This window comes from Spirulina major PCC 6313 (assembly GCF_001890765.1).
In the GTDB taxonomy this organism is placed as follows: domain Bacteria; phylum Cyanobacteriota; class Cyanobacteriia; order Cyanobacteriales; family Spirulinaceae; genus Spirulina; species Spirulina major.
On the sequence record NZ_KV878783.1, the window covers coordinates 2,441,487 to 2,466,461 of the forward strand.

Sequence of the window (24,975 nt, forward strand, 5' to 3'; positions counted from 1 at the left end):
AACAGTTCAGATCAGGCCTAATCGAGGTTTTGCAGCCGTCGCAATTCCGCTTGGAGAGCGTCCACCTGTTGGCGGAGATGTTCCGCTTGGGGGTCATGGGGGTTATCCTCTTCGTCGTCGAGGATTTCGATGGGGCGCGGCCCTGATGGTGGCGGCGGCGGCGGATCGGTGCCATCGGTGACCGGCGGCCGCTGGGCCTGCTGAATCAAATCATCGACGAACTTACCCGCTTCTTCGGCTTGGAGTTCGCCCCGCTTCACCATCTCATCGGCGAGCAGTTGGGCTTGTTTGCGGAGTTCTTGGAATTGTGTGCCGGCTTTTTCCCCTGCATAGGAGGCAAGACCGACACCGAGATAAAACGCTTTTTGAACGAGATGACCAAAACCAGGCATGATGGATGTCTTGGATGTAAGGATGCGCACCAATATACCGTCTGGCTCTATGGTAGACGAAATCTGAAGGGGCTGCCGGGGCAGGGTCGGGGTTGAGACTTAGATCGATGCGGGGATCAGTTCGATGGTTTTGCCTTCTTGGGCGAGGGTTGCGCCGGGAAACACCGCTTGGATTTGGGCCCCGATGTCATCGAGAAAATCATCGGTATGGAGGGGATCATGGTGGAAGATAATCAATTGCTTGACCTGGGCGGCTTTGGCTACTTTCACCGCTTCTTGCCAGGTGGAATGGCCCCAGCCGACTTTGCTGCTCTTGGGATTGTGGTATTCCGCATCGGTGTAACAGGCATCGATGATCAGCACATCGGCATGATCGGCGAGGAAAAGCACGCTGGGATCGAGGCGATCGGGATAATGTTCGGTGTCGGTGACATAGGCGACGCTGAGGCCTTCCCACATGACGCGATAGCCGATCGCTTCACCGGGATGGTTGAGGCGGGCATTAGCGATCGCCACCTCCCCCAATTGAAACGTCTCGCCAATATCCAAATCATGGAAACACAATTCCGCCTGCATCACCTGGATCGGCACGGGGAAATTGGGATGGAGCATCTGATCATGGTGGCGTTGCTTAATCGTCGCCCCATTGGGAGCCACCGCCCCATAGATATGAAACCGATTCCCCCCCACAAAAGCCGGGGTAAAGAACGGAAAGCCCTGAATATGATCCCAGTGGGTATGGGTGAAGAAAATATGAGCTTCTATGGGCATTTGACCCAGCATGGATTGTCCCAGCACCCGTAGCCCTGTGCCCCCATCAAAAATCAGACGCTCGCCCCCCACTTGCATTTCCACACAGGGCGTATTGCCGCCGTAGCGCACGGTTTCAGCCCCTGGGCAGGGAATGCTGCCCCGCACTCCCCAGAATTTAACTTTGAATCGTGGTTGTTGCTCGGACATAATCACTTTGATTAGGGTGAGGGGTGCAGGTGAGGCAAGGGCGGATCAACGGGGGGGGTGAGAATGGTGTTGATTTTGAAAACACCCTCAGTACCATTGTGATCAAACTGCACCACTTTTGGGTTTCACTCAGGATGAAGTTCAAAATTCTTAGCGACAGCACGACAGGACGAGGCGAGCACGGAGATCCGCATCACACGGGGTGAATGTTCATTATGGCCTTTCTATTGTACGTGTTGTCCGCAAGGGTTCCCACCGTAAGGGCTAATTTTGAGGGGTAATTTTTCGTGACTCCCCCACCCTTGGGATGGACGGGTTAAATCCAGAGGGGTTGATTCTTTATTAAGAATTAATTTCATCAATATTGACAACTACTTTCATTAAGCGGCAAGATTAGCTTCAGATCAATCATCTGTTGTCTGACTCGATAGGGGGATAATGTCCAACATGACTGAGCATGAACGCCTTGCTGCGGCGCTCACGGAAGCATTGCAAGACGAATATAAAGCACGCGCCACCTATCGCCAGATTCTGCGCCGCTTTGGTCAAGTGCAACCTTTTGTCAATATTCTCAATGCAGAAGAGCGCCATATTCGCGCTCTTGATCCCCTCTTTCATCGTTACCAAATCCCGATTCCGGCTGATCCTGGGCCGGGTCAGGTGACGATTCCCGATTCCCTTGCCGCAGCCTGTGCCGAGGGTGTGACCGCAGAACTTGAAAATGGTGCGATGTATGACCGTTTACTGGCGATGACGCAAGCTTATCCCGATGTGCAGCGGGTGTTTCGCAACTTGCAGCGGGCCTCTCAACAGAATCACCTGCGGGCGTTTCAGCGGGGTGTGGCACGGGGGATGCGATCGGCCACTACCCCAGTGACGGATCGGCCGCTGATCTGTGGCGGGGGACGGGTTATGGGTGAAGGCTGTGGTGCTCAGAGTTGTTGGGGTTCAAGACGAGTCAGCCCTGTTTTGGCTAAGGGTGGCGGCCGTCGCTATCACGGCGGACGAGGGTGATTCGGTGGCGATCGCATTTTTTTTTGAATAACGGAAACATAACCTATGACAGATACTGCGGCAGCCATCAGTGCGCCCACACCGGAGACAACCGTAGCCAGCCGGATCGGGGCATGGCTCGATACTTATAGCGAAATTGCGATGATTTTGCCGGTCGTGGCGGGCTTGCTCACGACGAATCAACTGCGATTACGGGGGGCGCAGGCGCTTTTGGTGAATTTGTTGATTGCGGCGATTGTGCGCCAAGGTGTGGGCCAGTTACGGGAACAAGCCCAGGCCACCCCACCGCCGACACCACCTCATCCTGCGACGGATGCAGCGGGAGAAGACGGGGCGATCGCCTCCAATGACTATGTGATTGTCCATGCTGTTCCAGGGCGAATTCGGTTACGCATTCCTCGGCTACGGGGCGATCGCCTCTATGCCAAACAGGTACAAACCCTATTGACAGCCGATGCGCGGGTGAAGCAGGTGCGGATCAATCGCGCTGCGGCATCCCTGGTGATTCAATACGATGATGCGGGCCTGACGGAATTGGAATTGGGGATGTATTTGTTACAGATTTTAGAACAGGCGGAAACTCCCCCCACGGCTGCACCGCCTGAACCGCCTGCTGCTGATTCCTACCCTTAATAAATAAATCTATGACTGTTTGTGTTGTATCACCGCCTCCTGCGGATCAGGGGTGGATTGTCCATGGGATGCCGGGGCGGTTGCGGTTGCGCTTGCCGCTGCTGGCTTGCGATCGCACCGCCCTAGCCCACCTGGAACAGGACTTAAGCCGCATCATCGGGGTCATGACGGTACGCATTAATCGAGCGGCGCGATCGGTGATTCTGAGTTATCGCATCCAGGTGATTCAGGAATCTGCCTTGGCCGCTCAGGTGTGGGACTGTTGGCAACGGTGTCCGAAAAAAACCGCCAGCACCGTCGTCTCCCCGAATCTTCCCCGGTTCTCCGGGTCAGACCTGCTCACCCCATTGCCCGCCTTGGCCCGTGCAGAATTGGGCTGGCCGATGTTGGCAACCGGCCTTGGACTGGTGGGGCGCTGGCCGCGGTTGGCGTGGCTGCGATCGCTGGCAGCCTTGGCCCTCCTCAAAGCAGCTTGGCCGATTGTCCAACGAGCCTTGCGGAGTGTGGTGCAAACCCGTCGCTTAAACATTGACTGTCTTGATTTTCTGGTGTTGAGTTTGAGTGCAGCCCAGGGAAAACTGATCACCCCCGCCTTGGTGATCGCCCTCCATGAACTAGGGGATGCCATCCGAGAACAAACCGCCCGGGCCACGGAAGTCCGCACGGCTGATTTACTCGATGCGATCGGCCGCTGGGCATGGGTGCAAACCGAACCCGACCATCCCCCCCAGCAAATTCCCAGCGATCGGGTCGAGGTGGGGGCGGTGGTGATCGTCTATCCCGGCGAACAGATTCCCGTGGATGGGGTCGTGCTCAAAGGGGAAGCGCTGGTGGATCAACAGGGTTTAACCGGGGAAGCAATGCCCGTCGTCTGTCAACCAGGAACAGCGGTGTTGGCTTCGACCTTGGTGCGATCGGGACAGATCTACATCCGGGCGGAGCGCGTCGGGATGAATACCCGGGCAGCGTTGAGTTTAGCCCTGTTACAAAAAGCCCCCGTTCAGGATACCCGCATGGCTAACTATGCCGAACAACTCGCCGATCGCCTCATTTGGCCCTCGCTGATCCTAGGGGCGATTGTGTTAATCACGACCCGTGATCCGTCCCGTGTCGCGGCGATTTTGACCCTGGATTTTGTCACCGGTGTGCGGGTTTCGATGCCCACTGCCTTCCTGGGGGCGTTGAACCATACCACCCGCCACGGCATCCTCGTGCGCAGTGGTCGCACCCTCGAACAATTGGCGGAAATTGATACGGTGGTTTTTGATAAAACCGGCACATTAACCCAAGGGGCGATCGTGGTAACCGAGATCCAGCCTGCCCGCGCTGATCTCACCGCCGATGACCTCCTTCAACTGGCCGCAGCAGCGGAACAGCGCCTCAACCATCCGGTGGCTGAGGCGATCTGTCAGGCGGCCCGCGATCGCGCCTTAACCCTGCCGAGCCGCGACACCTGGCAATACGAAGTCGGATTAGGCATACAAGCGATCATCGATAGGCGCGAAGTTCATGTAGGGAGTGAACGCTTCTTAACAGAAATTGGCATTAATATCCCCCCGAATGGCCCCCGTTCGACCTCCGATTCTCAGATCTTCATTGCCCGCGATCGCGAATTCCTCGGCAGCATCACCTACAGCGATCCCCTCCGCGCCGAAAGTTCCGCCCTCATCCAAACCCTACAAACCGAATACGGCATCAACATCTACCTCCTCACCGGAGATACACCCGCCCGCGCCCAACAAGTGGCCCAAACCCTCGGCATTCCCCGCGATCAGGTTTACGCCCACGCCTTCCCCGACGAAAAAGCCCGCATCGTCCGCGACCTGCATCAAGGCGGGCGCACCGTTGCCTTTGTGGGGGATGGCTTAAATGATTCCGTGGCGCTGGCCTATGCCGATGTGTCGATTTCCTTTGCCCATGGTGCGGAAATTGCCAGAGAAACCGCCGATGTTGTGCTGATGAATGATGATCTGCGGGATCTACTAGAAGCGATTTCCATTGCTCACCAAACTCGCAATCTCATCGATCAAAATGTGGCGCTGGTGGTAGTACCGAACCTCGCCGCCCTGGGTTTAGCCACCACCTGGGGACTCAATCCCCTCATCGCCACGGCCATCCATAATGGCTCGGCGATCGCCGCCGGACTCAACAGCCTTCGCCCCCTCGTTGAACACCAACTTGATGGCGGCAGTCGTCGCCAATTTCCCCCCAGTCCTGAGGCTGGTTGACTGACAAAATTAGCCAGATCCCAGAAAGCCCTCACCCTAGGGGAGAGGGAACTGGAAAAATGGATCGGCTCCCCTCGCCCTCTGGGAGCGGGGTGAGAGGTGAGAGGTGAGGGCGATCAACTTTTGCCCGTCAACCAGGTTCTTAGGACATTTCCCCATCCCCCCCCTTGGGCAAAACAGGAACAATTACTGCAAATTATTCTCATTTACCCAAAAGCCTGCTACCGTTGAAATAGCAATCCAGTTTCAGGGTGGGACGTTCAACCCAAAACCGGGACTCTGACCCGATCTGATTTGGAATTGCGCACATCATTGCCATGGACTTTTCGGACTTTATCCCAAAACACTATGTCCTTTATCCATCTTGAAAAATCAATCTTGACCTTCCACTTCAAAGAAATTTTGGAAGATCGCGGCCAAGTTAACCCCCTGGCTTTACTGGGGTTGGGGGCGTTGATTGTCGGTTCCAAACTAGCGACCCAGCCATCGGGGCGATCGCTGTATGGGACGACCGCGATTCCCCTGCGCCAGTGGGTTGCCACTGCCCAAAAACGTGAACTCACCCAACAACTGCACACCCTCGTCCATCCCTCAAGGGCAATAGAACCCTCGTCATTTCCATTTCAGCCTTAACCGCAAAAAAAAGCCTCTCCCACCATCGGGGAGAGGTGCGACCTGGTATCGATTGGGGAGTGAGCGGATTCGGGATTAGGACTCTTGAGATGTGGATTCTGTGGCGGGCAGGGTTGTGAGTCCATGGGCTTCGGCACGCGCTTCCGCCGCAACATCGGCTACCATTTCCGCCGTTTCTGCGATCGCACCTTTTGCCTTTTCATAGACTAACACCCCAGATTTAATTGTGCTTTTTAGCAGGGGTCGAACCAAGGGCAACACCACCGGAGTCAATGCCACGGCGGTCACCCCAACTAATACCGTGCGCGTACTAGGATTTCTCGTCAACTCTGCGATTCTAGAGCGCAAGGTTTGAGCAACAACAGCATTTCCCATATTCGTTAACTGTGTCATTTTTTTTCGATGTTGATGACGCGATTGTGTTGTTGTTTCTGCCCCATCAACCGGAGGATAAGGTAAGAAGCCAACATTATCAATTATACGTTGAATCAATGAATGAGGATTTTTCCTGTTTGCAAATCGTCAAGAAACGTTGAATAATAGCATGATTCAGATGGTCATGATTAAGGGTCTAGATGTTATGGAATAATGAGACGGCGGGCCAGAATTTTTTAAGCCCGATGCTAATAGGATAATGAGTGCTAAATGAGGCTCTATGCTTCTATTTTGGCTCTGAATAAAGCCGTTGTGAAGAGTGCGAAAATAAAGAGGGGTGGATTCTTGCTAGAGGGCGATCGCACTTCGTCCCAGGAGTTCCCATCCCTCAAACAATGCCATCACAGACCTGGGGCGGTCTTGCTGGGATGGTTGAGAGTTAAGGGGGTGAGGGCGGGGAGCAGGATGGTGAAGGTGGTTCCGTGGTCGGGTTGGCTCTGTACCGTAATTTCACCCTGGTGCTGATCGACGATCGCCCGCACGATCGCTAACCCTAGGCCTGTGCCGGTGGTGATGGTGCTGCCAGATTGCCGCGATCGCGCCGGATCAACCCGATAAAACCGATCAAACAAATGGGGCAAGGCTGCCGCTGGAATGCCGATCCCGGTGTCGGCGATTTCAATGACGAGATGGAGCGATCGCCGCGTTAAGGTAACGGTCACGGCCTGGGGGTGGGGGGAGTGCGATCGGGTGCTATCCAAGGCATTACTAATCAAATTCGTCAGCATCCGCGCCAACTGATCCCAATCCCCCTGCACCGCAAACAGCGTCTCATCCTCACAATCTGCCCCGTTGGGCGTGGAAATCTGCAATGACAAAGCCACCCCCGCCTGAGCCGCCACGAGCCGCTGCTCTTCGAGCACCTCAATCAACAACGCATCCAAGGGCAACGCCTGCCCCGTGGGCTGCAAAATGCCACTATCGGATCGCGCCAAAAAGAGCAGATCATTCACCAACCGCCCCAGGCGTTGGGTCAACCGTTCCACCACCTGTAACTGATGGTGCTGCATCTGTGGATCACCGTAGCTCAGGGCCGTTTGCACATTGGCTTGAATCATGGCGATCGGGTTGCGCAGTTCGTGGGAGGCATCGGCGGTAAACTGCTTCAGTTGTTGGTAGGATTCGCCGATGGGCTGCATCGCCAACCCGGACAGGAGCCAGCCAATCCCCGCCACACCGCCAATCATCGCCAATGTCCCCAAGGTCAGGTCAAAAATCAACTGCTGAATCGGTTTGGTGACTTCAAACCAGGGATGACTGACGCGAAGATAGCCGAGGACTTGCCGCCCCCGTTCGATCCGTTTGGTGACTTGGCGCAGGAGGTGATCGGGGGAGAGGTGAATGGTTTGGCCGTGGCGATTGAGTTGGAGGGGGAGGGTGGGCGGTTGGTCGAAGGTAGACCAGAGTAATTGCCCGGTGGGGCTGAACCATTCAAGATCAATGTGATCCGCTTCCACCACATCCCCATTGTGGCGAAAACTGGCTTCGACGTTGAGGCGATCGCCCCCCTCGCTGGCCGGAAAGGGTTCAACAATCAGCGATCGCTCCACCACCTCCACCACATGTTTCAACGTGTCATCCATGCGATCGATCAAGGTGCTGCGCACATAAAAATAAACCCCCGTCGCAAAACAGAGGAGCAACACCGCCGTCACTGCCGCATACCACAGCGTCAACCGTCGTCGCGTTGCTTTAAACATCGGCCCTGCCTGCATTGAAGGGACTCCACGAACTCACTACGCCTAGTGTATCAAGGTTCAAATCCCTAGACACACGAAAACCGCCGTGAGGATGATCGGCGGTTTTCAAACCTGAGGATATGAATTGGAACGCGATCAGGATTCAGATCACGAAGTGAGGTTTGAGGAGGTACGTCAGCCGCGATCGCACCTCTTCCCACTCGGTTTTTCTAAACCTTCCGAGAATAATATTCAACCACGAGCAGTTCGTTGATTTGCAACGCCACCCATTCGCGCTCAATCACGCCGGTGACTTTCCCTTCCATCAAATCCTTGTTGTATTCGAGGTGACTGGGGACATTAGCCAAACCGGGATATTCCATATTGGCCTTCACCAGGTTTTTCGAGGTGTCGCGATCGCGCACCTTCAGCACATCCCCCGGACGACATTGATAGCTCGCAATATCCACAACCCGGCCATTCACCATCAAGTGGCCATGGTTCACCAGTTGCCGCGCCCCCGGAATCGTCCCCGCCATACCCAAGCGGAACACCGTATTATCCAAGCGCATCTCCAACAGTTGCAGCAAACGCTCACCCGTGGAACCCGTGGCTTTCCGGGCTTTCTTCATGTAATTCACCATCTGCTTTTCGGTAATGCCATAGTTGAAGCGCAATTTTTGCTTCTCCTCTAACCGAATCGCATATTCTGAACGCTTACGACGCGCTTGGCCATGCTGCCCAGGCGGATAATCCCGGCGGGAGCTTTTCCGGCTCAACCCCGGCAATTCGCCCAAACGGCGCGTAATCCGTAAACGAGGCCCTCTATATCGAGACATTAATCTTTAAACTCCTGTGATCGAAATCGCTGAACGTTCCAAATATTGGGCGAATGCGAGAGCTTATCATCCTAAACTCGCGCTTACCCACAGACCTCTAATTATACGCAATCGCTCTATCCCAATCAAGAGACGATCAAAATCTGTTCAATGGAAGCATCATTGACTTACTCCCCCGTTTAGAAAACGGGGGATTCTGGGATCAAACAGCAATAGCAGGCAACGCCTGTCTGACATCACCTAACCCAATGGCTGAAGCCCCAGCCACTTTAATATTCATCGCCGCATTCTCATCCCGGTCATTCTCTGCCGAGCAACTGGGACACCGCCAATGGCGAGTCTCTAAATCCAGATGCTCCAAAATATGACCACAACTTGAACAGGTCTTGCTCGAAGGGAACCAGCGGTCAACATAGACCACCCGCTTCCCCTTCTTCGTCGCCACCCACTCCAGGATTTGCAGAAACTCCCGAAACGCCAAATCACTCACCTTACGCCCCCAAAGCCGCTGCATCGCCTTGAGGTTTAAGGTTTCAAAACACAGCACATCAAACTGATTCGTCAGTTGATGGGCTAACTTCCAAAACCAGTCCCGCCGTCGATGGGCAATATCTTCATGCTTGCGGGCTAAGTTCAATCGGGCACGTTCTCGATTCGCTGAACCCTTTTGCTTGCGAGATAATTCTCGACTTGCTTTGCGAACTGCATTGAGTGACTGCTTGAAGAACAAGGGTGCATCAATCTTGAATCCCTCAGAACAGGTCAGAAACGTCTTGAGTCCAAAATCAAAACCAGCAATGTTACCTGTCTCGGTTTTGACTTCAGGCTCTGATGGCGTATCGACAGTGACAATCATCCACAGTTCTCCGAGGGGAGTCCGCTTAATAGTCAGGGTTTTGACCTTGCCCTCAATGGGACGAGAGTGCCAATATTGATAGACTTTGTTCCCAATCCTGACCCGGTTGCCACCGAGGAATTTGTACCCAGCTTGCTTGAGGGTGAAGGATTTGTACTTTCGGGTCTTCTTAAAGTTTGGCAGGCGAACGCCTTTTTTGTTGTGTTTGAAGAACAGTTGATACGCTTTCTCAATTCGTTGGCAGATATCCTGTACGGCTTGAGAACCCACCTGCAACCACCAGGGGTTCCGTTTCCGAAGCTTGGCGATGTGTTTTTGCAGTCGGGCGCAGTTCAAGTGCTTGCCCCACATTCGGTAGTACCGTTTGTGGAGGGCAACACAATGGTTGTAGATACGCCCTGCGGCATTGATTGTCCGCTTGAGGTATCTATTCCGCTTATGCTGGTAGAGCTTGAACTTGAGCGTTTTCATGGTTGCTATGATACCTCGGTATCACGGCTGAATAAATTCAGCCCTTCGCTTATATCCCCCGTTTGGAAAACGGGGGCTTTACGCTTTACATTCGTAATCAGGAATGCGAGCAGGATGCTCGCTACGGCTAATCTCCAGCGGACAAGATGCCCACACGACAGAATGAATCCGCAATCCAGACCATCAGCCCAAGCTTCAGAGGGTTGGGGATGATGTCAAAAACCCCCCTTCACAAGTGAAGAGGGGTTTAAACAGATTGGACAATCGAGCCACAGGGGCAGGACTGGCTTAGGCTTACATCATGCCCATGCCACCCATGCCACCCATGCCGCCCATGCCGCCCATACCGCCCATGCCGCCCATGCCGGGATCAGCACCTGCGCCAGCGGGTTCGGGTTTTTCGACGACGAGGGCTTCGGTGGTTAAGACCATGCCCGCGATCGAGGCGGCGTTTTGCAACGAGGAGCGCACGACCTTCGCCGGATCGATGATGCCAGCGGCGATCATGTCTTCGTAGACACCGGTAAGGGCGTTGTAGCCGATGTTGTCGGCGCTGTCACGCACTTTTTCCACCACAACAGACCCTTCCACACCGGCATTATCTGCCAGTTGGCGGAGGGGTTCTTCGAGGGCGCGGGCGACGATGTCCGCAGCGACTTTTTCTTCGGGGTTGGTGAGGGTTTCTTTGTAGGCCAACGCCTTTTTAACGAGGCGAATCAAGGTCGTCCCACCACCGGGGACGATGCCTTCTTCAACAGCCGCTTTCGTGGCATTGAGGGCATCTTCGATCCGGAGTTTACGGTCTTTGAGTTCGGTTTCCGTGGCGGCACCGACTTTGATCACGGCAACACCACCGGCCAGTTTGGCGATTCGCTCTTGGAGTTTTTCCTTGTCGTAGTCGGAATCGGTTTCGTCGAGTTGTTTGCGGATTTGGACGATCCGTTTTTCCACGTCGCTGGTGAGTTCTCCGGTGGCGACGATGGTGGTGTTGTCTTTTTCGATGGTGATTTTGCGGGCTTTACCGAGCATGTCGATGGTGATGGTCTCCAAGTTTAAGCCCACTTCTTCGGAGATGACGCGACCTCCGGTGAGGACGGCGACATCTTGGAGCATTTGTTTGCGGCGATCGCCAAACCCAGGGGATTTAATGGCGGCTACATTCAACACACCCCGCGCTTTGTTGACCACGAGGGTGGCGAGGGCTTCGCCGTCCACATCTTCAGCAAGGATCAGGAGAGGATTCCCCGAACGCGCCACTTTTTCGAGGACGGGTACGAGGTCAGCGATCGCACTGATTTTTTTATCGACGATCAAGATGTGGGGATTTTCAAAATCCACAATCTGCCGTTCTTGGTCGGTGATGAAGTAGGGGGAGATGTAGCCGCGATCGATCTGCATCCCTTCGACGACTTCAAGTTCCGTCGCCATGGATTTGGATTCTTCAACAGTGATCACGCCGTCTTTGGTGACTCTTTCCATGGCTTCGGCGATCATTCGACCCACTTCTTCATCGTTCCCGGAGGAAATGGTGGCAACTTGAGCGATCGCATCCCCGGCAATGGGTTTCGCCAACGCTTCAATTTCCGCCAACAGATGGTTGATGGTTTTGTCTAACCCACGCTTGAGGGCGACCGGATTTGCACCGGCTGCCACGTTTTTCAAGCCTTCACGGATTAGCGCTTGGGCCAAAACCGTGGCGGTGGTGGTTCCGTCCCCGGCGAGATCCTTGGTGCGGGAAGCCACTTCCCGAATGAGGCGAGCACCGGTATTTTCGAGTGGATCATCGAGTTCAATTTCTTTCGCAACGGTAATCCCATCGTTGACGATTTGGGGCGCACCAAACTGCTTTTCAAGCAGGACGTTACGGCCTTTGGGGCCAAGGGTAATCCGAACCGCATCAGCGAGTTTATTAACCCCTCGCTCTAGCGCCCGGCGTGATTCTTCTTTAAAAGCAACAATCTTTGCCATTGCAAGTTTACATAGAGAGTTCACTAGTCAATTTAGCACTCTCTTGTCGGGAGTGCTAAATTGAGATTTTCTGAGGCATTAAAATCCCGAAGCCCTGACAGCGCAAAGGATTCAGGATCTTAGCTCTGTCCCGTTTCAGTCGTGTTACAGTTGTCAACTGCTGCAAAGGTGTACATTCCCGAACCTCAGAAGTAGGGTTTTATGTCCTCAACCTTCTACAAGCCCACAACCGCCAAGAACTTCAGTTCTTGGCTCATAGCTGAAACCCGTTAAAACGGGTTCGGCAGGAGTGGGCTTGAGCCGACTTTGGCGATGAGTCGGGGCTTTGAATCCCTGGCGGGGTGGGACTCTCCGTTTTAATCAGTTTTAAATTGACCGCCATGGCATCCCGTTTGTCCTAACCACAGATCCAGCCCCTGCGATCGTCAAATCCCCACCACTTGCCACACCCAGGCCAAGCCCACGGCAACGATCGCACCAATGGCCGTATTAATCCCATTCACCACTTCATTCGTCAGCCAAGCGTAATTTTCTTGGAATGTCGCCCCGATCACGCTTTCTAAATTGGTGGCAATGAAGGCAGCGATCGCACAGAACCCCACCCCCAGCGGGTCAACCATTCCCACCGCTAACCCCACCAGAGCAAGGATCACCGAGGCCAACGCCCCCGCGAGGGTTCCCTCTAAACTCACCGCCCCTTCCGTACCGCGTTCCACGGGTTGTAGGGTGGTGATTAAAAAGGTGCGTTTACCGTAGGCCTTGCCCACTTCCGAGGCCGTCGTATCGGATAATTTCGTGCTGAAACTGGCCACGTAGCCCAGGGTGAACAGGCCCGCGCCCACGGGCCACAATGCCGCCCCCACCGCGCAGAGCGTCCCCACCAACGCCGACCCCCAGACATTTTCTGGGCCGCGCAGGCCGCCGCGTTTTTCCGCAATGCCCGCCGCCTCTTTTTCGGCCATGCCGATTTTCGTCACCCCAGAGCCGACGAGAAAGTAAAACATCACCACCGCGTAGCCCTGCCATTGCAGCGTCCCCCACACCAACACCCCCAAAATCCAGGCGTGGAGATAGCCCATTGGGGTGAGGAGTTTTTTCGGGATAATCCAGGCGATGCCGATTAAGACCGTATTGATTGCGATCGCCACGAGCCAAGCGTTTGCCATCATCAAAACCCCAAATCAAAATCCTTTCCAGCCTATCCCAAAACCCCAATGTTAGAATGCAGCTAAGGACTCTGGACGGATGACCTATGTGTATTTGCATCAACTGCCACTACGTCGATCGCTGCACCACCTACCACGCCGTTGAACATCAACATCAACAGCCCCACCTCACCGAATCCCCGGATTTTGAAGCGACCGAACCGAGCATCAACGTCAACATCCGCACCGCTGCGGACTATGTGGAAATGGAATGGGACGTGGTGGGCTGTGAGAGCTTTTTAGAAGAAGCGGGCAAATGGATCAAGCTGCGACCCGGCGAACCCGTCCCCACCTAACCCCGTAAACCTATGGCCTTGGGCGATCAACTCTACGTTATCCGTCCGTTTCTCAACCTCAGCGGTGTGTATGAACATCACGGCATTGATTGCGGTGATGGCACAGTGGTTCACTACCGCAAGCCCAGCGAGGTGGTCGAACGCACCGATCGCGCCACCTTCACCCAAGATCAACCCGTCTACTGCAAAACCTACCCCACGGCGTTTATTCCGTCGGTGGTGGTGCAGCGGGCGATCAGTCGGCTGGGGGAGCAGCGGTATAATTTGCTGTTTAATAATTGCGAGCATTTCGCCACCTGGTGCAAAACCGGGGTAAGCCATAGCCAGCAGGTGAAGGATTTTATCCCCTGGATTACAACGACCCTCAATCCAGAACAGCTTGAAACGCCCCTCGATCGCGCCCTTCACGGTACGGAACACCAAAAAGCGAAGGCGGAACTCGATCGCGCCTTAACTCAAATTCGGGTGGTTTGGGATGATCTGCAACCGAGGTATAAAGAGGCGATCGCAGAAGTGAAGGCCTGGGAAGCGATCGCGCAACAGTCCCTAGGGCGCGATCGCGAAGACCTGGCCCGCGCCGCCCTCCAGCGCAAAGTGAACTATCAGAAGGAGAGCGATCGCCTCGAAACAGAGTTGCAAAAACTCGCCACCATGACCGAAACCCTGCTGCGCAATAGCCTCAAATTGCGGTAGAGACAGGACTGACACAGCAAACCGAGCAAGGGGTTTAAACCCCTTGCCTACAAGGTTGGGCGACTACCGGGACACCGTTTCCCGTGGGGGCGTAGAAAATTTACGCTCCCAGGCTTCATGGTTGGCGCGGGCATCTTGGACGATGGGCGAGGCGGAAACGAGATGACAGGCGAGCCAATTGACGAAGGAGAGGGGAAACCGCAGCGGGCGCATCACGTCGAGAAACAGCACCGCCCGATAGCCATCGGTGTCGTTCCAGACTTCGTGATCGTAGGTGTCGTCAAAAATCAGGCTTTTGCCTTCTTCCCAGATGGCGATTTGGTCGTCGATTTGGATGCGGCATTGGTCGCGGGGTTCGGGGACTTTGAGGGCGAGGTGATAGCGGATGAAGCCCTTATGTTTACCGCGATGGCGGGGGATATGTTTGCCGGGGGCGAGGATGGAAAAGAAGGCGACTTTCACGCCGGGGATGGTGTCGAGGAGCTTCGTGGTTTCGGGGCAGCGATCGCAATTCCCCTGGGCGCGAAAATTAAAGGCCCAGAAAAAATAAGTTTTCCAGCGGTTATCGTTGGCGATTCGGTATTGGCGTTGAGAAATATCTTGAAAATTGGGCAGATCATCCACCCGTTCGAGGATCTGATCCAATTCCTGGCGAATCACGGGCCAATTGGCTTCGAGGGTCTCCGCCCAGGGAAATTGTTCTTTGGTGAAAAACACGGATTCGCCCACTTTGGAGTAGCGCGGCACAATCTTCTCAGCCCAAGGCACAGCCTGCTCTAACCGTTTGACAATCCAACCCATGAGACGCTTCATAAACCCTCTGCCATTAATTTCAGCACCCTAGTGTACAAAAAAACGGTTCGGGATTGGGGGCGATCGCGTTTCAGTTCTGCGATTGGCCTGCGATCGTTGCCGTTTGTCACGGGGGCACATTGGGGCGGAGTGTCGCTCTAGTTGTGAACGTTGTTGCGAACGTTGTTGAGATCGCCCATCATTGTTAGCCATGGTAAGTGTTTCAGAGCCTCGACACCCATGAACCCTGACGATCATTATCAGCAAGCCCAATCGAGTCTAAAGCACACCCTAGGATGGTATGCCGGATTTCAGCGCCATGGGCGATATTTACCCAGCCCGGAACTTCAGGCCGCAGTGCGATCGCACCTGCAAACCATCAAAGCCGCCCTGACCAAACTAGAACAGCATGCAGTGCGGATTGCGGTGTTTGGCCTGGTGAGTCGGGGCAAATCGGCGGTGTTAAATGCCTTGGTGGGGCAGAATACCCTAGTGACGAGTCCGATCAATGGCGAGACGAAATATCCCCAATCCGTGCGCTGGTTACTGGGGGACGAGACGCAAATTGAACTGATTGACACACCGGGATTAGATGAAATCGAAGGCCAAGGGCGGGCGACCATGGCCCAAGAGGTGGCCCAACAGGCGGATTTGATTTTGTTTGTGGTGGCGGGGGATATGACGCGCACGGAATATGAGGCATTGCGGGAGTTGCGACGGGCCCATAAACCGCTGATTCTGGTGTTTAACAAAATTGACCTCTATCCTGACGTGGATCGCGCTGTGATTTATCAACAGTTGCAGCAGTGGGCGGAGAATGGAGGACTGGATCGGGAGTTGACAGCGTTGATTTCCCTGGATGAAGTGGTGATGGTGGCGGCTGATCCTGCTCCATTTCCGGTGCGGACGGAATGGCCCGATGGGCGAGTGACGGAGACCTGGGAAACGCCGCCGCCCCAGATTGAACCATTACGGGCGAAAATTCTCGACCTGCTCCAGCAAGAGGGGCGATCGCTCCTCGCCCTCAATGCCCTCGTCCAGGCCCGCCAAGCTACCCAATCCCTCGTCAGTAAAACCATTGAACATCGGGCCGCTGAAGCCGAAGCCTTGATTTGGAACTATGCGAAGTGGAAGGCGGTGGTGGTGGGCTTAAACCCGATCGCGCTTTTAGATGTGGTGGGGGGTGCGGTGACGGATTTGGCCTTGATTCGGAGTTTGGCGAAACTGTACGGGTTGCCGATGACCAGTTTTGCCGCCGAAAAACTCTGGCGCAAAATCCTCTTTAGTTCTGGTACATTACTACTAGCAGAGTTTGGCAGCAATGCGGTGCTGGGCATCGGCAAAAGTGCCAGCCTCGTGGATGCCTCCCTGTGGGGGACTTGGACAACGACGGCACTTCTGCAAGGGGGGTTGGCGGGCTACGGTTCCTACGTGGTGGGCAAGGTGGCGCAGCAATACCTAGAGCAGGGCTGTACCTGGGGCGATCGCGGCCCCAATACCGTGATTCGCACAATCTTGACCCAAGTAGACCGCCAGACGATCATCGATCGCCTCCGCCGCGATTGGCTCAATTCTTAACCTTTGCAAGCTATGGAACTGATTTCACGCTCGGTCTCAGTGGCCGGTCTGACGGACTACATCAAAAGCAGCCTCGAAGATGACCCCGTCTTGCAGCATGTCTGGGTGACGGGGGAAGTGACTACGGCGAACGATCATCGGGTGGGGTTATTTTTGACCCTAGCTGATCCGGCGGAAGAAGCCACGGTGCAGGGGGTGGTGTGGGGTCGGATGCGGTCTCAGTTGAAGCATCATCCTCGCGTTGGTGAGCAGGTGGCGGTGCTGGGGTCGGTGAGTCTCTACGCGAAACGAGGGGAATATCGGCTGCAAATTGTCCAGATTTTGCCCTTGGGGGATGGGGCCCAGGCGTTGCGGTTGCAACAGGTGCGATCGCGCCTCGCCGCCGAAGGTCTGTTTGATCCCCTCTTGAAACAACCCCTCCCGGCCCATCCCCGCACGATCGCGATCGTCACGGCCCCCACCGCTGCGGCCTGGGGCGATATCCAGCGCACAATCCAAGCCCGCGATCCGAGTATTCACATTCTTTTCGCGCCGGCCACCGTCCAAGGGGAACAGGCTCCCGCCAGCATCGCCGCCGCCCTAGACCGGGTGGAAGCCGACGATCGCGCCGAGGTGATCATCCTGGCGCGGGGGGGCGGCGCAACGGAGGATCTGGCCTGTTTTAATGATGAACGGGTGATCCGAGCGATCGCAGACTGTCGGCGGCCGGTGGTGACAGGGATTGGCCATGAACGGGATCAAACCTTGGCGGATCTGGTGGCGGATGTGACGGTACATACACCCACGGCCGCAGCGGAACGGGTGGTTCCCTCGGCGCTGCAACGGCTCCAAGACCATCACCAGCGGCGCGATCGCCTCCTGCGGGCCCTACAAACCCGTCTGGCTCATGAATCCGACCACCTCCAAACCCTCCGCGATCGCCTCCACCGCCTCCCCCAACAGGCCCCAAGCCTCCAACAGGCCCGCCTCCAAACCCAAATTTTTCGCGAAAAACTTGCCGCCCTTGATCCCCGTGCGGTGTTGCAACGGGGCTACGCGATCGCCCAACGGCCCAATGGTGCGATCGTGCGGCGGAGCGATACCCTCACCCCCGGCGACACCCTCACCCTGAAACTCGCTCAGGGCACGGTTCAGGTCACGATCACCGCCCTCGATCCGGAACCATGACCAACTTGTGATCAAAATTCTTGACAATTTTCCGGATCAAGCTGCTATACTGACAAAGGCTAGCGCACTGAAACGCCCAGCACAATGGGGTGTCGCCAAGCGGTAAGGCAGCGGTTTTTGGTACCGCCATTCCCAGGTTCGATCCCTGGCACCCCAGCATCTTAAACGAGCGAATCCGATCCACCGGGTTCGCTCGTTTGTGATTCGGTGGGTCGGATCGGTGCAAGCCTGAGATCGCCGTCTAAAATAAACGATGGATTATCTCTCTTCAGCGCCAGGAATTATCTATGACAGCCTATCGAGTTGGGATCGCGGGGCCCGTGGGGTCGGGAAAAACGGCATTATTGGACGCGCTCTGTAAGGCATTGCGCGATCGCTACGAAATTGCGGTAGTCACCAATGATATTTACACCCAAGAAGACGCGCAGTTTTTGGTGCGATCGCAAGCCCTGAGTAGCGATCGGATTCGGGGCGTGGAAACGGGGGGTTGTCCCCACACCGCCATCCGCGAAGATGCCTCAATGAACCTCGCCGCTGTGGCGGAACTCGAAGCCACGTTTTCACCGCTGCAACTGGTGTTTCTCGAAAGCGGCGGCGACAATTTGGCGGCCACCTTTAGCCCGGAATTGGTGGATTTAACCATCTATGTGATCGACGTGGCCGCAGGGGATAAAATCCCCCGCAAGGGCGGCCCCGGCATCACCAAATCCGATCTCTTAGTGATCAATAAAATCGACCTCGCCCCCTATGTCGGCGCAGATTTAGCCGTCATGGATCGAGATGCGAAAAAAATGCGAAGCGATCGCCCCTTCATCTTCACCAACCTCAAAACCCAACAGGGCCTCGATGAAGTCATCCACTTCATCACCACCCAAATTGTCCTTTAATCTTAACTGCATCATGCCTCTATGGCGGCTTCGCAGGCGTGGGATATATTTGATGAATATCTTCGGCCTCCGCTGGTTTAATCCTGCTCAAATTCCAGCAATGTTGAGGCACGATAAGTGGCTGACGCGATAAGTGGCTGACGCGATAAGTGGCTGACGCGATAAGTGGCTGACGCGATCGCACCTTTGGGTATGATCGTTTTTAGAAATATTAAAGAAATGATAGAAACTTAGATCCTATGAATCACTTGTTAGAGGAAATGATCCAAAAAATCCAGATCCTATCTGAGCCAGATCAGAATCGTATTGCTAAAGACGTGATTCAGTCCATTGATCGCATCATTCAACAGACTCACGCAAAGACAAACCATTCTTTAAATCAGATATTACAATTACCAATCTTAGATGAAGAAGAACTAATGCTTTTTGAACGAGATCAGGACACAGGACGAGATTGCATTTTATGAGTTATCTTCTAGATACTTGCACTTTGTCGGAATATTTGAAGAAAAAGCCGAATGATTCAGTGATTTCTTGGATGTCCGAACAGAATGAAGATGCATTATTTTTAAGTGTTCTGACGATTGGTGAAATCAAAAAAGGAATCGTCAAAATAGAAAATCTTCACCCTGAAAAAGCCAGACTATTATCACAATGGCTCAAAAGTATAGATGCTCGGTTTACATCCCGTATTCTGCCAATTGATCAGGGAGTTATTGATGTATGGGCTACAATGTGCGGAGAAGCATTGAAACATGGTCAAAAACTGCCTGTCATTGATAGTTTAATTGCTGCAACCTGTCGCTATCATGATTTGAGTTTGGTGACTCGCAATATTAAAGATTTTTTGGTCATGAATGTTACTTTGATTAATCCTTGGCGTGAGGGTCAGGATATCACGTAGGGTGGGCAATGCCCACCACAAGAGAGTTTTGACTTCCTCAAAATGTCCTAACCACCAATATACTGCTATATATGATCGTCTTACGCTGTGGACAAGGTGGGCATTGCCCACCCTACAACTCAAGGTTTAGACGTTCACGAACGATCCACACGACCAAGATTAGCACTTCAAAATCATGGGGTTGATTCCGCTGCTGGCATCATTGGATGTTGCTCAATGACCTGATCTACGATGCGGTATTCCTGGGCTTCCGTGGCACTCATGTAATAGTCACGCTCCGTATCGCGGCGGATTTTTGCGATCGGTTGTCCGGTATGAACTGCCAATAAACGATTGAGTAAATCCATCAGATATCTGGATTCTCGTGCTCCAATTTCAAGATCCTCTGGATTGCCGATCGCAAAGCCAAAGGGTTGATGAATCATGATCCGGGCATGGGGAAATGCAAACCGTTTTCCGGGTGTCCCCGCAGCGAGTAAGAACGCAGCCATGGATGCAGAAAATCCCATACTGACGGTCACAATATCCGCTTGAACTGACTGCATTGCGTCATAAATTGCCAAACCCGCGTAGACTGATCCTCCCGGAGAATTGATGTAGAGATAAATATCTTTCTCTGGATTTTCTCCATCTAATTCAAGGAGCCGAGAAATAATTAAATCAGCCGTTCCATCGCTAATGCCACCACTTAAAAAAATCACTCTGTCTGTGATTGACTCTTCATCCTCTACCTCGTCACAGGGTTCATTGTCATCAGGCTGAGCGGTGATCGGGGAAGGGGTGAAGGGCGATCGCTCGGTCGAAGGATGGATGCTCGTTTTTCCCTCACTGGGTGTATTCATCAATAGACTCAGTACAACGCTGAAAATCGCGACGAACGGTAGTTGTTTCCCCATGTTCAAAGATGCTCCATGCTACTTATCTAGCTATTATAAAGTGCTTCTTGGAGCGAAATTTGCTCAGGGGTTACGAAGCAAGCATGATCCAAGCTTAAAACTCTCTGATGTTGTGATCAGAGAGTTTTAAGGGGTTATGATGTCAACCTGGATTATGCAGCTAATTGCTCAAGGCGGGCATCGAGTTCGCCGGTGGCTTCGAGGTCATAGAGATCATCGCAGCCGCCGATATGCTCGTTATTGATGAAAATTTGCGGCAGGGAGCGGCGGCCGTTGGCCCGGTCGGACATTTGATCACGGGCGATCGCATCCCCATCAATGCAATATTCGGTGTATTCAACCCTTTTTTGATCCAGGAGTCGCTTCGCCTGAATACAGAACGGGCAACTGCTCCAGGTGTAGATTTCAATGTTGGGAGCCATGGCAAAGTTGGTAAATCGTGAAGTTATGTTACAAGCTACTGTAATTTTAACGAATTTTGGGCCCACTTCCTAGGCGAGAACGGCGGCGATCGCCCGTTCAAACGCCGTGCCTGCCTCCTCTATTTCCTCCGCAGAAATGATCAACGGCGGCACAAAGCGCACCACCTTCGGCCCCGCCGGAACAAGGAGTAACCCCTCATCCATCGCGGCTTTGACGAGATCAATTGAGGTGATCTCACGTTCGGCGTTTAATTCAATCCCGTTGATCAACCCCCAGCCGCGCACCTCCACGAAGAGATCGGGGTGTTGATTGGTGATGGCGCGGAGGGTTTTGCGCAGTTGTTCGCCACGGGCTTGGGCGTTTTGGAGTAGGCCTTCAGCACTGATGGTTTCCGCCACGGCGAGGCCAGCGGCGCAGGCGAAGGGGTTGCCGCCGAAGGTGCTGGCGTGGTTACCGGGGCCGAAGCGATCGCAACTGCTCTTACACATCATCGCGCCGATGGGAATGCCTCCCGCGAGGCCCTTGGCACTGGTGAAGATATCCGGTTCAATCCCCAGATTTTCATAGCCCCAGAGTTTACCGGTGCGGCCCATGCCCACCTGCACCTCATCCAAGATCAAGAGCAAGCCGTTATCATCACAAATCTTGCGCACCCGCAGGAAATATTCTAAATCCCCCGGCCGCACACCGCCCTCGCCTTGCAACGGTTCGAGCATGATCGCCCCAACTCGGCGGTTACCTTCGTCGATGTCACCGATCGCATGTTCTAACGCTTCAATATCGTTGTAGGACACATATGCAAACCCCGGCAACAGTGGATCAAAGCCTTTTTGGTATTTTTCTTGACCGGTGGCGGTGACCGTGGCGATCGTCCGGCCATGGAAACTGGCTTTAGCAGTCAGAATCACCGGGTATTGAATATCTTGCACATCGTGGGCGTATTTCCGCGCCAGCTTAATCGCCGCTTCGTTGGCTTCTGCGCCAGAATTGCAGAAGAAGACGCGATCGGCGCAGGAATTATCCACAATCCATTGCGCGAGTTGGCCTTGCTCCCGGATATAGTACAGATTGGACACATGATGGAGCTTTTTGATTTGCTGCGTCACTGCTTTGACCAGGGCCGGATGGGCGTGGCCGAGGGTGCAAGTGGCGATGCCTGCGACACAATCTAGATAAGCGTTGCCATCGGTATCCCAAACCCGACAGCCCTCGCCCCGATCAAGCGTAATGGGAAATCGACCGTAGGTGGTCATCACCACCTGATCAAACTGTTCAGGACTGAAGGCAGAGGGTTCCGTGCTGATGGGGATTGGGGCTTGGAGGAGGGTTTCTGGACTCACAAGGATACTCCTGAATGATCACAAACATGGCTTCTTTATAAGAATGGTAGTCCGAAAATTCGTCCTTGCATGAACACCGAGCAAAACTATCAACGTCTCAAGACACAATTACTCGTCGGAATTGCGGGCCTGGGGGGGATTTTCCTGCTGGGAACAGTGTGGTATGCCATGGTGGAGGGCTGGTCTTGGACGGATGCGGCCTATATGACGATGATCACCCTGTCAACGGTGGGGTTTTCGGAGATTGAACCCCTGGGGCAGGAGTCGCGTTTGTTCACGATCGCCCTCATCTTCCTCGGTGTCTTAAATATTGGCTATATTGTCAATCGCTTTACGGAAGCCGTCATTCAGGGCTATTTTCAAGACAGACTCCGCCAACGCCAACGCCAACGCTTGATCGAAACACTCCACGACCATTACATTCTCTGCGGCTATGGGCGCACGGGCCACCAGATTGCGCTGGAATTTGCCGCTGAACAGATTCCCTTTGTGGTTGTGGATTTGCAACCGGAGGCGATCGCCGAAGCCCAGGCCGATGGCCACATGGCGATGCAGGGGGATGCAACCCTGGATGATTGCTTGATTACGGCGGGGATTGAGCGGGCGTTATGTTTGGTGGCGGCGTTACAGTCCGATGCGGAAAATCTCTACACGGTGCTGTCGGCGAAGACGTTGAATCCGAATCTGAGGGCGATCGCCCGTGCCAACACGGAAGAGGCCGTGAAAAAACTGCGGCGGGCCGGGGCGGATGCGGTGGTGTCTCCCTACGTGACCGGGGGGCGACGGTTAGCGGCGGCGGCCCTGCGGCCGCGGGTGATGGATTTCGTGGATGGGATTATTACCGGCACGAATCGCTCGTTTTATCTGGATGAATTTCTCCTCGACCCCAACCAATGCCCCTGTGTGGGAAAAACCCTGAGCGAGACAAATCTACGGGGCCAAACCGGGGCGCTCGTGTTGGCCATTCGCCGCGCTGATGGGACGCTCCTCGGTGGCCCCATGGGAGACACCTATCTCCACGCTAATGATTTGTTGATCTGTATGGGCACATCGGAGCAATTGCGGCAACTGTCGCGCCTGTTGGCGGTGTCGCGGCCCTACTGGTTAAAGTGAGGGCGATCGCGCAGAATCCCCCGAATCGGTTAAATGATCTGAAGTCAGCTTAAGATAGATGACAAATCATCATGATTTGAGCCTGAATTTTGGTTGATAGTAACCCCGTCCAAACCATTCCCCGCTACGAGTTGCGTCAGCTAGTGCGATCGCAGCTCCAAATGCTCTTAGAACAAGGGAATTTACAAGGAGCGAAGGCCCTCCTGGTGCCGGTGCAACCCGTGGACATTGCCGAAGCGATCGAAGGGTTGCCCGAATCCATGCAGGTGATTGCCTTTCGGCTCCTGTCCAAGGATGAAGCGATCGAAGTTTACGAACATTTAGATTCCTCGATTCAACAGGCCCTAATCCAAGAATTTAAACGCCAAGAAGTGATCGACATCGTGGATCACATGTCCCCCGACGATCGCGCCCGTCTTTTTGATGAACTCCCCGCCAAAGTTGTGCGCCAACTCCTCGCCGAACTCAGCCCCAAGGAACGCCAAGCCACCGCCCTCCTCTTGGGCTACGAAGAAGACACCGCCGGGCGGATCATGACCCCCGAATACATTTCCCTCAAAGAAAATCTCACCGTTACCCAAACCCTCGATCGCATCCGCACCCTCGCCAACGCCTCCGAATTAATCTATTACCTCTACGTCACCGACAGTTCCCGCCGCCTCACCGGGATTGTCTCCCTGCGGGACTTGGTGATCTCCTCGCCAGAGAAAACCCTAGGGGACATCATGACCCGCGATGTGGTCAGCATGACGACGGAAATGGATCAAGAAGAAGTGGCGCGACTGATCCAACGCTACGACCTCCTTGCCTTGCCGGTGGTGGATAAAGAGCAGCGGCTCGTGGGGGTGGTGACGGTGGATGATGTGATCGACATCCTCGAACGGGAAGCCACGGAAGATATCTATGCGATCGGGGGGGTGCAGGCAGAGGGGGATAATTATTTTCAGACGAATTTGATCACGGTGGCGCGGCGGCGGGTGTTTTGGCTATTGGTGTTGTTGGGGACGAATACGGTGACGGGGTTGATTATTCAAACCCAAGGGGCGGCGTTGGAGGTGACAGGGCAAGCGATCGCGATCGCCGCCTTCATTCCCCTCCTCACCGGCACGGGCGGCAACATCGGCGCACAATCGTCTACCGTCGTCATTCGGGGTCTCAACACCGACGAACTGCGGGCCCTCGGCCCTTTGCAGGTAATTCTCCGTGAAGCCATGGCCGGATTATTGTTAGGGGCATCCTTAGGCACCTTAGCCACCCTCTGGGCCCATTTTTTGATGGGAAAAACCTTGGCCGTTGCGGGCGCAGTGGGCAGCAGTTTAGTGGTAATTTCCCTGCTAGCCTCGGTGTCGGGGTCTGCTTTACCGTTTCTCTTTCGCTCCCTCAAGCTAGACCCTGCCTTGATGTCGGCCCCCTTCATCACCACAGCAGTTGATGTCTTGGGGGTATTGATTTACTTTAATATTGCTCGTTGGATTTTGATGGGTTAGCGTTTGGGGCAACGCTTCCGTTAGGCTATGTCATCCCCTCGTCTTCTGTTATGGCCGAGTCTGAATCTCTTCTATTCATGCTTTGA

General features: G+C 54.3%; 25 protein-coding genes and 1 tRNA gene. 14 read left to right on the forward strand and 12 right to left on the reverse strand.

From position 1 onward, the window contains the following. Nucleotides 1-17: 17 nt before the first annotated feature. Together SPI6313_RS10665 and SPI6313_RS10670 are read right to left on the reverse strand one after the other, a co-directional pair. The gene (locus SPI6313_RS10665) at nucleotides 18-392 is read right to left on the reverse strand and encodes a phasin family protein (protein WP_072620983.1); all 375 of its coding nucleotides are present in this window, start codon (nucleotides 390-392) and stop codon (nucleotides 18-20) included. Between the two features lie 99 nt (nucleotides 393-491). After that, nucleotides 492-1,352, reverse strand: coding sequence for an MBL fold metallo-hydrolase (locus SPI6313_RS10670; RefSeq protein ID WP_072620984.1), 861 nt, complete (start codon nucleotides 1,350-1,352; stop codon nucleotides 492-494). A gap of 447 nt (nucleotides 1,353-1,799) precedes the next feature. Here SPI6313_RS10670 and SPI6313_RS10680 point away from each other — a divergent pair, with 447 nt between their 5' ends. From SPI6313_RS10680 to SPI6313_RS10695, 4 genes are all read left to right on the forward strand, one after another. Then, nucleotides 1,800-2,366 carry a ferritin-like domain-containing protein gene (locus SPI6313_RS10680; RefSeq protein WP_217650568.1) on the forward strand — a complete coding sequence of 189 codons (567 nt, stop codon included), beginning with the start codon at nucleotides 1,800-1,802 and terminating at the stop codon, nucleotides 2,364-2,366. Nucleotides 2,367-2,411: 45 nt separating this feature from the next. Next, nucleotides 2,412-2,999 carry an HMA2 domain-containing protein gene (locus tag SPI6313_RS10685; protein ID WP_072620987.1) on the forward strand — a complete coding sequence of 196 codons (588 nt, stop codon included), beginning with the start codon at nucleotides 2,412-2,414 and terminating at the stop codon, nucleotides 2,997-2,999. A gap of 11 nt (nucleotides 3,000-3,010) precedes the next feature. Continuing rightward, nucleotides 3,011-5,227, forward strand: a complete 2,217-nt coding sequence (locus SPI6313_RS10690; protein WP_072620988.1) for a heavy metal translocating P-type ATPase — start codon at nucleotides 3,011-3,013, stop codon at nucleotides 5,225-5,227. Between the two features lie 348 nt (nucleotides 5,228-5,575). Continuing rightward, nucleotides 5,576-5,860 carry a hypothetical protein gene (locus SPI6313_RS10695; RefSeq protein WP_072620989.1) on the forward strand — a complete coding sequence of 95 codons (285 nt, stop codon included), beginning with the start codon at nucleotides 5,576-5,578 and terminating at the stop codon, nucleotides 5,858-5,860. 75 nt (nucleotides 5,861-5,935) lie between these two features. On the opposite strand, the gene SPI6313_RS10700 is transcribed toward SPI6313_RS10695, so the two are convergent. The 6 genes from SPI6313_RS10700 to SPI6313_RS10725 all read right to left on the reverse strand — a co-directional run bounded on the left by SPI6313_RS10700 (nucleotide 5,936) and on the right by SPI6313_RS10725 (nucleotide 13,274). Beyond that, entirely contained in the window at nucleotides 5,936-6,253 is a 318-nt protein-coding gene (locus SPI6313_RS10700; RefSeq protein WP_217650569.1) for a DUF5132 domain-containing protein, read from the reverse strand. 383 nt (nucleotides 6,254-6,636) lie between these two features. Beyond that, the gene (locus SPI6313_RS10705; protein ID WP_072623092.1) at nucleotides 6,637-7,995 is read right to left on the reverse strand and encodes a sensor histidine kinase; all 1,359 of its coding nucleotides are present in this window, start codon (nucleotides 7,993-7,995) and stop codon (nucleotides 6,637-6,639) included. A gap of 209 nt (nucleotides 7,996-8,204) precedes the next feature. Beyond that, nucleotides 8,205-8,813 (reverse strand): 30S ribosomal protein S4, encoded by a 609-nt coding sequence (gene rpsD, locus SPI6313_RS10710; protein ID WP_072620990.1) that lies wholly within the window; start codon nucleotides 8,811-8,813, stop codon nucleotides 8,205-8,207. Nucleotides 8,814-9,015: 202 nt separating this feature from the next. Then, on the reverse strand, nucleotides 9,016-10,140 hold the full coding sequence (locus SPI6313_RS10715; RefSeq protein ID WP_072620991.1) for an RNA-guided endonuclease InsQ/TnpB family protein: 1,125 nt from the start codon (nucleotides 10,138-10,140) through the stop codon (nucleotides 9,016-9,018). Nucleotides 10,141-10,434: 294 nt separating this feature from the next. Beyond that, complete coding sequence (gene groL / locus SPI6313_RS10720; RefSeq protein WP_072620992.1) at nucleotides 10,435-12,108, reverse strand: chaperonin GroEL; 1,674 nt, start codon at nucleotides 12,106-12,108, stop codon at nucleotides 10,435-10,437. Nucleotides 12,109-12,533: 425 nt separating this feature from the next. After that, nucleotides 12,534-13,274: a TIGR00297 family protein gene (locus SPI6313_RS10725; RefSeq protein WP_425443126.1), complete on the reverse strand. Its 741-nt coding sequence runs from the start codon at nucleotides 13,272-13,274 to the stop codon at nucleotides 12,534-12,536. 86 nt (nucleotides 13,275-13,360) lie between these two features. Here SPI6313_RS10725 and SPI6313_RS10730 point away from each other — a divergent pair, with 86 nt between their 5' ends. Continuing rightward, nucleotides 13,361-13,609 carry a Ycf34 family protein gene (locus SPI6313_RS10730; protein WP_072620994.1) on the forward strand — a complete coding sequence of 83 codons (249 nt, stop codon included), beginning with the start codon at nucleotides 13,361-13,363 and terminating at the stop codon, nucleotides 13,607-13,609. A 12-nt stretch (nucleotides 13,610-13,621) separates the two neighbouring features. Beyond that, nucleotides 13,622-14,302: a lecithin retinol acyltransferase family protein gene (locus SPI6313_RS10735; protein ID WP_072620995.1), complete on the forward strand. Its 681-nt coding sequence runs from the start codon at nucleotides 13,622-13,624 to the stop codon at nucleotides 14,300-14,302. 63 nt (nucleotides 14,303-14,365) lie between these two features. On the opposite strand, the gene SPI6313_RS10740 is transcribed toward SPI6313_RS10735, so the two are convergent. Beyond that, complete coding sequence (locus SPI6313_RS10740; RefSeq protein WP_072620996.1) at nucleotides 14,366-15,115, reverse strand: aspartyl/asparaginyl beta-hydroxylase domain-containing protein; 750 nt, start codon at nucleotides 15,113-15,115, stop codon at nucleotides 14,366-14,368. Between the two features lie 219 nt (nucleotides 15,116-15,334). On the opposite strand from SPI6313_RS10740, the gene SPI6313_RS10745 reads away from it, so the two are divergent. From SPI6313_RS10745 to SPI6313_RS10770, 6 genes are all read left to right on the forward strand, one after another. Further along, the gene (locus tag SPI6313_RS10745; RefSeq protein ID WP_072620997.1) at nucleotides 15,335-16,672 is read left to right on the forward strand and encodes a GTP-binding protein; all 1,338 of its coding nucleotides are present in this window, start codon (nucleotides 15,335-15,337) and stop codon (nucleotides 16,670-16,672) included. A gap of 12 nt (nucleotides 16,673-16,684) precedes the next feature. Then, nucleotides 16,685-17,839 (forward strand): exodeoxyribonuclease VII large subunit, encoded by a 1,155-nt coding sequence (gene xseA, locus SPI6313_RS10750; RefSeq protein ID WP_072620998.1) that lies wholly within the window; start codon nucleotides 16,685-16,687, stop codon nucleotides 17,837-17,839. Between the two features lie 85 nt (nucleotides 17,840-17,924). Beyond that, nucleotides 17,925-17,996, forward strand: a tRNA-Gln gene (locus tag SPI6313_RS10755). 130 nt (nucleotides 17,997-18,126) lie between these two features. Beyond that, nucleotides 18,127-18,726 carry an urease accessory protein UreG gene (ureG, locus tag SPI6313_RS10760; RefSeq protein ID WP_072620999.1) on the forward strand — a complete coding sequence of 200 codons (600 nt, stop codon included), beginning with the start codon at nucleotides 18,127-18,129 and terminating at the stop codon, nucleotides 18,724-18,726. A 239-nt stretch (nucleotides 18,727-18,965) separates the two neighbouring features. After that, a complete protein-coding gene (locus SPI6313_RS10765) occupies nucleotides 18,966-19,193 on the forward strand; it encodes a hypothetical protein (protein WP_072621000.1) in 228 nt (75 codons plus the stop codon). Beyond that, nucleotides 19,190-19,630, forward strand: coding sequence for a type II toxin-antitoxin system VapC family toxin (locus SPI6313_RS10770; RefSeq protein ID WP_072621001.1), 441 nt, complete (start codon nucleotides 19,190-19,192; stop codon nucleotides 19,628-19,630). Before SPI6313_RS10765 ends, SPI6313_RS10770 begins: the two co-directional genes overlap by 4 nt. A 173-nt stretch (nucleotides 19,631-19,803) precedes the next feature. Here the strand turns inward: SPI6313_RS10770 and SPI6313_RS10775 are convergent, their stop codons facing one another. The 3 genes from SPI6313_RS10775 to SPI6313_RS10785 all read right to left on the reverse strand — a co-directional run bounded on the left by SPI6313_RS10775 (nucleotide 19,804) and on the right by SPI6313_RS10785 (nucleotide 22,289). Beyond that, nucleotides 19,804-20,472 (reverse strand): ATP-dependent Clp protease proteolytic subunit, encoded by a 669-nt coding sequence (locus SPI6313_RS10775; RefSeq protein ID WP_072621002.1) that lies wholly within the window; start codon nucleotides 20,470-20,472, stop codon nucleotides 19,804-19,806. A 206-nt stretch (nucleotides 20,473-20,678) separates the two neighbouring features. After that, a complete protein-coding gene (gene grxC / locus SPI6313_RS10780; RefSeq protein ID WP_072621003.1) occupies nucleotides 20,679-20,948 on the reverse strand; it encodes a glutaredoxin 3 in 270 nt (89 codons plus the stop codon). Between the two features lie 69 nt (nucleotides 20,949-21,017). Next, complete coding sequence (locus tag SPI6313_RS10785; RefSeq protein ID WP_072621004.1) at nucleotides 21,018-22,289, reverse strand: aspartate aminotransferase family protein; 1,272 nt, start codon at nucleotides 22,287-22,289, stop codon at nucleotides 21,018-21,020. A 69-nt stretch (nucleotides 22,290-22,358) separates the two neighbouring features. Between SPI6313_RS10785 and SPI6313_RS10790 the strand changes: the two genes are divergently transcribed. Next, nucleotides 22,359-23,402, forward strand: coding sequence for a potassium channel family protein (locus tag SPI6313_RS10790; RefSeq protein ID WP_072621005.1), 1,044 nt, complete (start codon nucleotides 22,359-22,361; stop codon nucleotides 23,400-23,402). A gap of 89 nt (nucleotides 23,403-23,491) precedes the next feature. Further along, the gene (gene mgtE / locus SPI6313_RS10795) at nucleotides 23,492-24,889 is read left to right on the forward strand and encodes a magnesium transporter (RefSeq protein ID WP_084668985.1); all 1,398 of its coding nucleotides are present in this window, start codon (nucleotides 23,492-23,494) and stop codon (nucleotides 24,887-24,889) included. Nucleotides 24,890-24,975: the final 86 nt, after the last annotated feature.